Annotated in this window: 7 protein-coding genes; 1 reads left to right on the top strand and 6 read right to left on the bottom strand. The window is 66.0% G+C overall.

Annotated elements, in window-relative coordinates; all coding sequences use genetic code 11:
- Window positions 1-8 precede the first annotated feature (8 nt).
- Genes EJI00_RS02865 through EJI00_RS02840 form a run of 6 tightly spaced genes read right to left on the bottom strand, consistent with a single transcriptional unit; the run spans window position 9 to window position 7,410 of the window.
- Complete coding sequence (locus tag EJI00_RS02865; RefSeq protein ID WP_126745953.1) at window positions 9-1,157, bottom strand: PilT/PilU family type 4a pilus ATPase; 1,149 nt, start codon at window positions 1,155-1,157, stop codon at window positions 9-11.
- 58 nt (window positions 1,158-1,215) lie between these two features.
- On the bottom strand, window positions 1,216-2,049 hold the full coding sequence (dapD, locus tag EJI00_RS02860; RefSeq protein WP_126745952.1) for a 2,3,4,5-tetrahydropyridine-2,6-dicarboxylate N-succinyltransferase: 834 nt from the start codon (window positions 2,047-2,049) through the stop codon (window positions 1,216-1,218).
- Window positions 2,050-2,092: 43 nt separating this feature from the next.
- The gene (gene dapC, locus EJI00_RS02855) at window positions 2,093-3,313 is read right to left on the bottom strand and encodes a succinyldiaminopimelate transaminase (protein ID WP_126745951.1); all 1,221 of its coding nucleotides are present in this window, start codon (window positions 3,311-3,313) and stop codon (window positions 2,093-2,095) included.
- A 44-nt stretch (window positions 3,314-3,357) separates the two neighbouring features.
- Window positions 3,358-4,005, bottom strand: coding sequence for a LysE family translocator (locus tag EJI00_RS02850; protein WP_126745950.1), 648 nt, complete (start codon window positions 4,003-4,005; stop codon window positions 3,358-3,360).
- A 23-nt stretch (window positions 4,006-4,028) separates the two neighbouring features.
- Complete coding sequence (argA, locus tag EJI00_RS02845) at window positions 4,029-5,375, bottom strand: amino-acid N-acetyltransferase (protein ID WP_126745949.1); 1,347 nt, start codon at window positions 5,373-5,375, stop codon at window positions 4,029-4,031.
- Window positions 5,376-5,415: 40 nt separating this feature from the next.
- The gene (locus EJI00_RS02840; RefSeq protein WP_126745948.1) at window positions 5,416-7,410 is read right to left on the bottom strand and encodes an AAA family ATPase; all 1,995 of its coding nucleotides are present in this window, start codon (window positions 7,408-7,410) and stop codon (window positions 5,416-5,418) included.
- 475 nt (window positions 7,411-7,885) lie between these two features.
- On the opposite strand from EJI00_RS02840, the gene hrpA reads away from it, so the two are divergent.
- Window positions 7,886-11,674: an ATP-dependent RNA helicase HrpA gene (hrpA, locus tag EJI00_RS02835; RefSeq protein ID WP_260590441.1), complete on the top strand. Its 3,789-nt coding sequence runs from the start codon at window positions 7,886-7,888 to the stop codon at window positions 11,672-11,674.
- The last annotated feature ends 28 nt before the right edge of the window (window positions 11,675-11,702 follow it).

Below are 11,702 nucleotides of genomic sequence, written 5' to 3'. Positions count from 1 at the left end.
CGGGTCGGTCAGAACTTCACGTCCAGCGTGATGTCGGTAAAGGTGGGTTCGTCGACCTGGTCCGTCAGGTGGCGGTCTTCGGTCTTGGGCTTGGGCGCGGCGCGGTTCTGCAGGCGCCACATCAGGTTGGTGGGCGAGTCGGCTTGGGCCAGGCCTTCCTCGCGCGTCACGCGCTCTTCGGTGATGAGGCGGGCAATGTCTTCCTCGAAGGTCTGCGAGCCTTCGGCCATCGACTGTTCCATGGCCTCCTTGACGGCGGAGAAGTCGCCTTTTTCGATCAGCTCGGCCACCAGGGCCGTGTTGAGCATGACTTCGAGCGCCGGCACGCGGCCGCCGGTGGGCGTGCGCAGCAACCGCTGCGACACGATAGCGCGCAGGGCCGAGCCCAGGTCGCCCAGCAGCGTGGGGCGCACCTCGACCGGGAAGAAGCTCAGGATGCGGTTGAGCGCGCGGTAGCTGTTGTTGGCATGCAGCGTGGCCACGCACAGGTGGCCCGACTGCGCATAGGCAATGGCTGCCGTCATGGTTTCGCGGTCGCGGATTTCGCCGATCTGGATCACGTCGGGCGCTTGGCGCAACGCGTTCTTGAGCGCCACCTGCAGCGACTCGGTGTCGCTGCCCACGTCGCGCTGGTTCACCAGCGACTTCTTGTTGGTGTAGGTGAACTCGATGGGTTCTTCCACCGTGAGGATGTGGCCCGTGGCGTGCTCGTTGCGGTAGTCGAGCATCGATGCGAGCGTGGTGGTCTTGCCCGCGCCGGTAGCGCCGACCATCAGGATCAGCCCGCGCTTTTCCATGATCAGTGTCTTGAGAATGTCGGGCAGGTTCAGGTCGGCAAAGCTGGGGATGGTCGAGGCGATGTGCCGCACCACCACCGCATAGCTGCCGCGCTGGCGCATGGCGCTGATGCGGTAGTTGCCGGCGCCTTCGAGCATCACGGCCATGTTGAGTTCGCCCGTTCTTTCCAGCTCCTGGATGCGGGCTTCGGGCACCACTTCGGCCAGCAACGCGAGCGGCGCGGTGGCGGGCAGCACCTGCGCATTGATCGGCACGCAGGTGCCGTTCATGCGAATCAGCACCGGAGAGTGGGCCGAGAGGTAGATGTCGGAGGCCTTGCGCTCGGCCATCAAACGAAGAATTCGCTCCATCATGTTCATCGGTCTCTCTCCTCGGGTGCTGTTGTTTTCTAACGGGACAAAGGCGGGAGCCTGTCGATCAGTCGCGCAGCAGGTCGTTCAGGCTGGTCTTGGAGCGCGTTTGCGCATCGACCGTCTTGACGATGATGGCCGCGTAGGTGCTGTAGTCCTGGCCCGACTTGGTCTTCTTGGGCAGGTTGCCGCTGATGACCACGCTGCCGGACGGCACGCGGCCGAAGAAGGTTTCTCCGGTGTCGCGGTTGAAGATGGGTGTGCTCTGGCCGATGTACACGCCCATGCCGAGCACGGAGTTTTCTTCGATCACCACGCCTTCGACCACTTCGGAGCGGGCGCCGATGAAGCAGTTGTCTTCGATGATGGTCGGGCCGGCCTGCAGCGGCTCGAGCACGCCGCCGATGCCGACGCCGCCCGACAGGTGCACGTTGGCGCCGATCTGCGCGCACGAGCCCACGGTGGCCCAGGTGTCGACCATGGTGCCTTCGCCCACGTAGGCGCCGATGTTCACGTACGAGGGCATCAGGATCGCGCCCTTGGCGATGTAGCTGCCGCGGCGTGCCACGGCCGGCGGCACGATGCGCACGCCCGATTCCTTCAGCTCGCCGGCCGACAGGTGCGAGAACTTGGTCGGCACCTTGTCATAAAAGCCGAGCGAGCCGGCCTGCATCTGCTCGTTGTCCTTCAGGCGGAACGACAGCAGCACGGCCTTCTTGATCCACTGGTGCACCGTCCACTTGCCCACGCCTTCACGCGTGGCAACGCGCAGCTTGCCGTTGTTGAGTTCGGAGATCACGTGCTCGACGGCGTCGCGCACTTCGGCGGAGGCGGCACTGGGCGAGACATTGGCGCGGTCTTCCCACGCGGCGTCGATGATTTGTTGCAGTTGCTGGGTCATGAGAGGGTCTCGGGTAAAAAATGGGAGCCGGGAAAGCAGCGGTTCAGCGCTGGCCTTTTGCACCGGACTGGACGAAGCGGACGATGCGTTCGGCGGCTTCCACGCATTCGGCAGTTTCGGCCACCAAAGCCATGCGGATGCGGCCGCGGCCGGGGTTGGGGCTGTGCGCCGTGTCGCGCGCCAGATAGCTCCCCGGCAAAACCGTAACATTGTATTGAGCGTAGAGCTCGCGGGCGAAGGATTCGTCGTCGCCAGCCCACACTTCGGGCACCCCCGCCCACAGGTAGAAGCTGGCGTCCGGCAGCCGCACATCGAGCACCGGTTCAAGCAGCGGCGTGACGGCTGCAAACTTGGCGCGGTACTTGGCGCGGTTTTCGACCACGTGGGCTTCGTCGCCCCAGGCCGCAATGCTGGCCGCGGCCACGGTGCCGCTCATCGCGCTGCCGTGGTAGGTGCGGTAGAGCAAGAAGCTCTTGATGATGGCCGCATCGCCCGCCACGAAGCCGCTGCGCAGTCCCGGCACGTTGCTGCGCTTGGACAGCGAGGTGAGCGCAATCAGGTTCTTGAAGTCGCTGCGGCCCAGCTTTGCGGCGGCTTCCAGGCCGCTGAGCGGGGGCTCGTCGCGAAAGTAGATCTCGCTGTAGCACTCGTCGGCCGCAATCACGAAACCGAAGCGGTCGGACAGTGCGAAAAGCTTTTTCCATTCGTCCAACGGCATCACGGCGCCGGTCGGGTTGCCCGGCGAGCAGACGAACACCAGCTGGGTGCGCTCCCAGACCGCCTCGGGAACGCTGTCCCAATCGACCGCGAAATTGCGCGACGGCACGCTCGGAACGTAGTACGGCTCGGCGCCCGCGAGCAGGGCCGCGCCTTCGTAGATTTGATAGAACGGATTGGGCGAAACGACCACCGGCGCGGGCGATTTGCTGGCGTCGACCACCGTTTGCGCCAGCGAGAACAGCGCCTCGCGCGAGCCGTTGACCGGCAGCACCTGCGAGGCCGGGTCGAGTTGCAAGGCGTAGCGGCGCTGCAGCCAGTCGGTAAAGGCGGTGCGCAGCTTTAGGTTGCCGGCGGTTGCGGGGTAGGCCGCCAGTGTCGACATGCTGGCCGCCAGCGCCTCCTTGATGAACTCGGGCGTGGCGTGCTTGGGCTCGCCGATGCCCAGGCTGACGGGCGCGTAATCGGCATTGGGCTTGACGCCCTCGAAAAGGAGCCGCAGCCGCTCGAAGGGGTAGGGCTGAAGCTTGGAAAGCAGGGGGTTCATGGAGAGCGATTATCGGCGACGGGTCGCCGTCCGCTCCGGCCTGCTCAGGTGCCGCTGCGCCGGTAGAACGCCAGCGAGCCGGCCAGCGCCAGCAGCATCGCGCCGCAGGTGCGGTCGATCCAGCGGGCCGCTGAGGCGGTTAGCAGCCGCATCGCCCGCGCGCCGACAAAGGCATAAACCAGCATGACGGCTGCATCGAGCGAAGCGAACAGCACGGCGATGATGGCGTACTGCATGCCCTGCGCAGCCGCCGGGTCGATGAACTGCGGCATCAATGCCGAGCAGAACAGGTAGCCCTTGGGGTTAGTGACCGCCACCAGGAACGACTTGAGGAAGACCTTGCGGCCCTCCTTGGGTGCCCCGGACGAAGGGTCGCCCGCGGCGGCCCTGGGCGCGTCGAAGCTGCCGCCCTTGGAGCGCAGCATGCGAATGCCCAGCCATGCAAGGTACACGGCGCCCACCCACTTGAGCATGGAGAACCAGAACTCCGAGGCGGCCAGCAGTGCGCCAAGGCCGAGGGCGACGGCGCCGACCAGGACGAAGTCGGACAGCACGGCGCCCAGGATGCCGGGCAGTGCGCCGCGCACGCCGCGCCTGGAGCCGTTGCTCAGCGCCAGCAGCACCGTAGGGCCGGGCGTCGCAATGGCGGCCAGCGCCACGATGGAGAACAGCAGGGCGGTGGCGAGCGTCATGGCGGCGGGCTTCCTTTATGGGTTCAGATTTTCTTGACCAGCACCTGGCTCTTGCGGTCCCAGTTGTACTTGCGCTTGCGGGCTTCGGGCAGCCAGTCGGGGTTGACCTGCTGGAAGCCGCGCTTGAGGAACCAGTGCATGGTGCGCGTGGTGAGCACGAAGATGCTTTCCAGGCCCATGGCCTTGGCGCGATGCTCGATGCGCTTGAGGATGCGCTCGCCATCGCCTTGCGATTGCGACTGGGGCGATACGGTCAGCGCCGCCATCTCGGCCGTGCGCGCCTCGGGGTAGGGGTAGAGGGCCGCGCAGCCAAAGATCACGCCGTCGTGTTCGATGACGGTGTAGTGGCCCACGTCGCGCTCGATTTCGGTGCGGTCGCGCTTCACCAGGGTGCCGTCGCGCTCGAAGGGTTCGATCAGCTGCAGGATGCCGCCGATGTCGTCCACCGTGGCTTCGCGCAGGCTTTCGAGCTTCTCGTCGATGACCATGGTGCCCACGCCGTCGTGCACGTAGATTTCGAGCAGCAGCGAGCCGTCGAGCGCAAACGGCAGGATGTGGTTGCGCTCCACGCCGGCCTTGCACGCCTTGACGCAGTGCTGCAGGTAAAACGCGGTGTCGGTGGGTTTTTGCGGCGCCGGCAGCGAGGCCAGCAGCTTCTCGGCCGCGGCGAGCGGCAGCTCGGTGTCGATGGGGTTGTCTTCGCTCTCGGGCAGTTCGCTGTCGATACGGATGCCCGGAATTTCGGTCAGGAAGATCAGCTTGTCGGCCTGGATCGAAATGGCCACGCTGGTGGCGACTTCTTCCATCGTCAGGTTGAACGCCTCGCCGGTGGGCGAAAAGCCGAAGGGCGACATCAGCACCATGGCGCCGAAGTCGAGCGTGCGGCGGATGCCGACCGCATCGACCTTGCGCACCAGGCCCGAATGCTTGAAGTCCACGCCGTCGACCACGCCGATGGGCCGGGCGGTAATGAAGTTGCCCGAGATCACGCGCACCGTCGAACCGGCCATCGGCGTGTTCGGCAGGCCCTGGCTGAATGCGGCTTCGATCTCGTAGCGCAACTGGCCGGCGGCTTCCTGGGCGGAGTCGAGCGCCACCTCGTCGGTGATGCGGATGCCGTGCGAATAGCGCGCCTCGTGCCCCTTGGCGGCGAGTTGCTCGTTGACCTGCGGGCGGAAGCCGTGCACCAGCACGATCTTGACGCCCATGCTCTGGATCAGCGCCAGGTCTTGCGCAATGTTCTGCAGCTTGCCCGCCGCAATCGCCTCACCCGCCAGGGCGACCACGAAAGTCTTACCGCGGTGCGTGTGGATGTAGGGCGCGACCGAGCGGAACCAGGGCACGAAGGTGAAGTTGAAAACGGTGGACATGGAGCGTGATTGTGCATTCTTGAACGAAGGTTCGCGCAGCTCAGGCCAGCGCGCGCAGCAGCCGGGCGGCACTGGCTCCCGGGACTGGGCCGCCCGGCGCCTGGGGAGGCTCCGAACCGGGCAGCTTGCGCGCCCTGAAGGTGGCCAGCAGCGCGGCATAGGCGTCGGTCGATTCACCCGCGTCGGCGGGCAGGTCGAGCATTTCGGCCAGTTGCAACGGCGCCACGGAGCCTTCGCGCATCAGGGCATCGACCACCGCCATGAACGCGGGCGTGTGCGCCTCGAGCAGTGCCAGCGCGCGTGCGTGCTCCTGCGCGAGCAGCGCTTCGATCTCGGGGTTGGTGGCCTTCAGGTCGGTGTTGAGGTTGTCCTCGGCATCGTTGGCCACGTCGGTGCGGCTCAGCCGCGTGCCGAAGGCGTAGTGGCGCACGTACTGCGCGGCGAATGCGGTGGCTTGGCGGAAGTCTTGCGACGCGCCCGAGGTGCAGGCCTGTTCGCCGAACACCAGTTGCTCCGCGGCCCGGCCCGCCAGTCCCACACAGATGCGGTCGCGCAGGTTTTGCCGCGACCATGCCTTGCGGTCTTCGTAGCTGTTGTAGCCGCCCTCGAAAGATGCGACGTTGATCTTGATCTCCTGCGGCGCACGGCCGAACAGCAGGCCGTAGGCCACGCCGTGGCCGGCCTCGTGCACCGCCAGCAGCGCCCGAAAGTCTTCGTTCGAGCGCTGCTTGAGCCGGTTGAGCTCGAGCGTGACCGCAAAGCTGCGGCGCACCTCGCGCTTGCCTTCCCGATACCGAGCCACGATGCAAGCCTTGTCACCCGCCGTTTCCAGCGACAGCCACACCGGCTCTGCACCGCCCGCGCCTTGCTCCAGTGCCCAGAGTGCCGCGTTGACCAGCGTCGCGCTCAGGATCGCGTGGATCGAGGAGAACAGCGGGCGCGTGCCCTGTGCCGGGAAAACGGCGTTGGCGTAGATCTGCTCGTACACACTCGACTCGAGCATGAAGCGCACACCCGAGCTTTCACGGATCTCTTCCACGTAGCGGTCGCAGATCGAAAGAATCAGCTGCACATAGGTGGCCCGGCTGAACGAGGGGTAGATGACGTGGTTGTTGCCCAGCCGCGCCACCTGCTCGGGCTTGAAGCGTTCGGACAGCGCCTTCTTCACATCGATGAGAGAGAGCTTCTTCGTCAGCGCATGGAAGATGTCGGCGTCGGTGTCGCAGTCTTCCACGCGGCGCGCGGTTTCGGCATACATCTCGTCGAGGTTGCCCGAGACGAACACCAGCAGCTTGCTGTAATCAGTCTCCCAACTCTGCTGCGTGTCGCGGAAGGCGCGCAGCCGTGCATGCACCTCGGAAGGCTTCCAGGCCATGATCTGCAGCAGCGTTTCGGGGAGTTTCAGGCAGCGCTTGATCTCTTGCGCTTCCCAGGGCGCGAGGTGGAGCTTTCGCTTCTTCGCCTTCTTCTTGTCGGGCGGACCGTCGCGGTCTTGCTCATATTCGGCCTGGGCGAGCGAGGCCTCGATTTCGCCGAGCATCGAGAGCGCCGGCGGCAGCCGGCCGTCGGACAGCAGTGCCCACACGTCCTGGTAGCGCTCGACCCTGGCGTCGTTGCCGTTGCTCTCCAGCGTGCGAAAGCGCTGGAACTCGTCGAGCACCAGGATGCCCGGCGTGCCTTCGTCGATGCCCGATTCGGCCAGCATGGCCGAAATCGAACCCCGGCTGCTGTAGCCCGAGCCATGGCTGAAGCCGTCCATCTGTACCTCGATGAAGCGGTCGTAAAAGCCCAGGTGCTGCGCGAGCCTGCGCACCAACTGAGTCTTGCCGGTGCCCGTGAGGCCCCAGAGGCACACGATGACCGGGCGGCTGATGAGCTGCGGAAACACGTACCACGCCCGCAGTGAATCGATCACGCGGTCGATGATGTCGTCGATGCCGAAGAGCTCGGTCTTGAGCGCCTGGGCAACCGCTTGCAGGTGGAGCGTCCGCTCGGAGAGCGCCGCATGCAGGTCTGGATGAATGTCGTTGGACATGGAAATTCTTGGATGAAAAACGGAAATGAAGAAGCCGCCGCTCCCTCGGGGGCGAGGAGGCGGCAATGCAGACGCTGTGTGAGGGTCGGTTGCTGCGCTTCGGCCGTGGAAGCGAGCAGGGCGTCCGGTGCAACGGACGCGCGGGCTTCTTCAGGCCGGACGCGGCAGCTCGACCCCGCCATGCACCGGGGCATGGCTTGCGCGGCGGCTGCGCAGAGTGGGGGGTACGAGGAAGGAGGTCATGGGCGCAATCGTAGCGGCGGGTTGCGCGGGAGTAAAGACTATTTACTCCGCCTGTTGCGTGGCAGCCAAGCAATGTGGGAGGCGTGCAACAGTGGCGGTGCGCACCGATAATCGACGGTTTGCCCGCCGCGCCTCGCGAACAGCTTTTCCCTTGACGACCACGACACCTTCCGCTCCCCTGCGCATCGACTTTCCCGAATCGCTTCCGGTCTCCGGCCGGCGCGATGAAATCATGGCCGCCATCGAGGCGCACCAGGTGGTGATCGTCTGCGGCGAAACGGGCTCGGGCAAGACCACCCAGCTGCCGAAGATCGCGCTGGCGCTCGGCCGCGGCAAGCTCAATGCGCCGCCGGGCAAGGGCCGCCTCATTGGCCACACGCAGCCACGGCGCATTGCCGCGAGCTCGGTGGCCAAGCGCATTTCCGAAGAGCTGAAAACGCCGCTGGGCGACGTGGTCGGCTTCAAGGTGCGCTTCCAGGACCGGCTGAGCCGCGACGCCTCGGTCAAGCTCATGACCGACGGCATCCTGCTGGCGGAAACGCAGACCGATCCGCTGCTGAAGGCCTACGACACGCTCATCATCGACGAGGCGCACGAGCGCTCGCTGAACATCGACTTCCTGCTCGGCTACCTGCGTGAGATTCTTCCGCGCCGGCCTGACCTGAAGGTGATCGTGACCTCGGCCACCATCGATGCCGACCGCTTTGCGCAGCACTTTGCGTCGGGCAAGGGGCCTGCGCCGATCATCTATGTGTCCGGCCGCACCTTTCCGGTCGAGCAGCGCTATCGGCCCTTTGAAGAGTCGCGCGAGCACGACCTGAACGACGCCATTGCCGATGGCGTCGACGAGCTCTGGCGCGATCCGCACAACGCGGGCGACATCCTCGTGTTCCTGCCCGGGGAGCGCGAAATCCGCGAGGCGGCCGACCATCTGCGCCGCCACCTGAGCCACCAGCCGCTGCTGCGCAATGCCGAGGTGCTGCCGCTGTTCGCACGGCTGTCGGGCCCCGAGCAGGACCGCATCTTCGACGGCCACACGGGCCGGCGCATCGTGCTCGCCACCAACGTGGCCGAAACCTCGCTCACCGTGCCGGGCATCCGCTACGTGATCGACACCGGTACGGCGCGCGTCAAGCGCTACAGCTTCCGCAGCAAGGTCGAGCAACTGCTGGTCGAGCCGATCAGCCAGGCTGCAGCCAACCAGCGCGCGGGCCGTTGCGGCCGCGTGGCCAATGGCATCTGCATCCGGCTCTACGACGAGAAGGATTTCGAAGGCCGGCCGCGTTTTACCGATCCCGAGATCCTGCGTTCATCGCTGGCCGGCGTCATCTTGCGCATGAAGTCGCTGCGCCTGGGCGACGTGGCGCGTTTTCCGTTTCTCGAAGCACCTTCGCCGCGGGCGATTGCGGACGGCTACCAGTTGCTGAACGAACTGGGCGCGGTCGACGACGCCAACGAGCTCACGGCCACGGGTGCCGAGCTGGCCAAGCTGCCGCTCGACCCGCGCGTGGGCCGGATGATCCTGGAGGCCCGCACACGCGGCGCGCTCGAAGAAGTGCTCGTCATCGCATCGGCCCTCAGCGTGCAGGATGTGCGCGACCGGCCGATGGATGCGCAGCAGCAGGCCGACCAGGCGCACTCCAAGTTCGACGACGAGAAGAGCGAGTTCAGCGGCTACCTGCGGCTGTGGAAATGGATTGCCGATGCGCGCGGCGGGCACGGGGATACACATAAGCTGAGCAACCGCCAGTACGAGCAGTTGCTGCGCCAGAACTTCATCAACATTCGCCGCGTGCGCGAATGGCGCGACATCCACTCGCAGTTGCTCACGGTGGTCACGGAGCACAAGTGGCGCATCAACGCCGAGCCCGCCGGCTACGAATCTCTGCACCTGTCGATGCTGGCGGGCCTGCTCGGCAACGTGGGGTGGAAGCTGGAAGACGACGAGGCGTATCTCGGTGCGCGCGGCATCAAGTTCTACCGCCATCCGGGCGCGCACCTGAAGAAGAAGCCGGGCCGCTGGATTGTTGCGGCCGAGCTGGTCGAGACCACGCGGCTCTTCGGCCGCGGCATTGCCAACATCGAGCCGCAGTGGCTCGAACAGGTGGCCGGCCATCTGCTGAAGAAGCAGCTGCTCGATCCGCACTGGGAGAAGAAGGGCGCGCAGGTTTCGGCGCTGGAGCGCGCAACGCTTTATGGCCTGGTGGTCTACAGCGGGCGCCGCGTCGATTTCACCAAGGTCGATCCGGTGGCGGCGCGCGAGATCTTCATTCGCGAGGCGCTGGTCGGCGGGCAGTGGGAAAGCAAGTTTCCGTTCCTGGCGGCCAACCGCAAGCTGGTGCGCGAGGTCGAGGGGCTCGAACACAAGGCGCGCCGGCAAGACGTGCTGGTCGATGAAGAATTGATCTTCGCCTTCTACGACGCGCAACTGCCCGCCGACGTGGCGAGTGGCATTACCTTCGAGAACTGGTACCGCCATGCCTCGAAGGAGCAGCCGCGGCTTCTCTTCCTGACGCGCGAAGAGCTGATGCGCCACCAGGCGGCCGGCATCACCACGCAGTCGTTCCCGCCCGCGCTGCGGCTTGGCGGTGTCGATTGCGCCGCGAGCTACCTGCACGAGCCGGGCGACGCGAAAGACGGCCTGACGGTGAGCGTGCCGCTTTTCGTGCTCAACCAGGTGAGCGAAGAGCGCTGCGAATGGCTGGTGACAGGCATGCTCAAGGACAAGATCCAGGCGCTGCTCAAGAGCCTGCCGCAACGCCCGCGATCGCGCCTGGTGCCACTGCCCGATTCGGCGGCCAAGCTGGCGGAAGAACTCTCGGCGCCGGAAGTGTTCGGCCACGGCTCGCTGACCGACGTGCTCCTGAAGCGCGTGCGCGACGCCACGAGCATCGACGTGAAGCGCGCCGACTTCAAGCTCGACATGCTGCCGCCGCACCTGTTCATGAACCTGCGCATCGTGGACGAGCACGGGCGCCAGCTTGGCATGGGACGCAACCTGGGCGCACTCAAGGCCGAACTGGGTGCGCAGGCGCGGGGCGCCTTCCAGGCGTTGGCGGGGCTCAACGTCAAGGCTTCCGGGGAACGAAAGCCAGCGGGTGGTGTCGATGGGCGCGCGCAAACCAAGGACAACGCCGCCGCGCCTGCGCCGGCCGCGCCGAGCTTGCCCGCCGGCCAGCGCTATACGAGCTGGAGCTTCGGCGAGTTGCCCGAACTGATGGAAGTGCGCCGCGGATCGCAGTCGCTCATCGGGTTTCCGGCCCTGCGCGACGAGGGCGACGCCGTCACCATCGAAGTGTTCGACGAACCCGCCGTGGCCGCCGCGAAGCACCGCGCCGGCTTGCGAAGGCTGTTTGCGCTTCAGCTGAAAGACGCGCTCAAGTATCTCGAGAAGAACATCCCCGATCTGCAGAAGATGGCGGTGGCCTACATGCCGCTCGGCACATCGGAAGAATTGCGCACGCAGATCATCGACGTGGCGATCGACCGCGCGTTTCTGCAGGAGCCGCTGCCCACCGACGAGGTTGCATTCAAGCGCCGGCTCGAAGAGGGCCGGGGCCGGCTCACGCTGATTGCGAACGAGGTGGCGCGGCTGGCGTCGACCATCCTGGTCGAGTACGCGGCCGCCGCACGCAAGATCAAGGACACCAAGATCCAGCCCGAAGCCGTGCAGGACGCCGCGCAGCAGTTGCAGCGCCTGGTGGGCAAGCGGTTCATTGCCGATGCGCCATGGATGCAGTTGCAGCATTTCGCGCGCTACCTCAAGGCGATCGTGCTGCGGCTCGACAAGCTGCGTGCCGACGCGGCGCGCGACGCCGCCAAGCTGGCCGAACTGCGCCCACAGGAGCAGCGCTACTGGCGGCTGGTGGCGGAGCGCAAGGGCGTGGTGGACGATCGCATGCTCGAATTCCGCTGGCTCTTGGAAGAGCTTCGCGTGAGCTTTTTCGCGCAGGAGCTGCGCACGCCGCAGCCAGTCAGCATCAAGCGGCTGGACAAAGCCTGGGCCCAGCTGCAGGGCTGATCGGCAAGCGAAAAAAGCCCGCTTGCGC

The sequence above is a fragment of the Variovorax sp. DXTD-1 genome, from assembly GCF_003984625.1.
Lineage (GTDB): Bacteria > Pseudomonadota > Gammaproteobacteria > Burkholderiales > Burkholderiaceae_C > Variovorax.
This window is presented reverse-complemented; position numbering and strand designations above follow the sequence as displayed.

What these genes read in the sequence shown, in the direction of transcription:
- argA (WP_126745949.1), bottom strand. Translation starts at nt 5,375, where the DNA reads ATGTCCACCGTTTTCAACTTCACCTTCGTGCCCTGGTTCCGCTCGGTC.
- EJI00_RS02865 (WP_126745953.1), bottom strand. Translation starts at nt 1,157, where the DNA reads ATGAACATGATGGAGCGAATTCTTCGTTTGATGGCCGAGCGCAAGGCC.
- hrpA (WP_260590441.1), top strand. Translation starts at nt 7,886, where the DNA reads ATGGCCGCCATCGAGGCGCACCAGGTGGTGATCGTCTGCGGCGAAACG.
- dapD (WP_126745952.1), bottom strand. Translation starts at nt 2,049, where the DNA reads ATGACCCAGCAACTGCAACAAATCATCGACGCCGCGTGGGAAGACCGC.
- EJI00_RS02840 (WP_126745948.1), bottom strand. Translation starts at nt 7,410, where the DNA reads ATGTCCAACGACATTCATCCAGACCTGCATGCGGCGCTCTCCGAGCGG.
- EJI00_RS02850 (WP_126745950.1), bottom strand. Translation starts at nt 4,005, where the DNA reads ATGACGCTCGCCACCGCCCTGCTGTTCTCCATCGTGGCGCTGGCCGCC.
- dapC (WP_126745951.1), bottom strand. Translation starts at nt 3,313, where the DNA reads ATGAACCCCCTGCTTTCCAAGCTTCAGCCCTACCCCTTCGAGCGGCTG.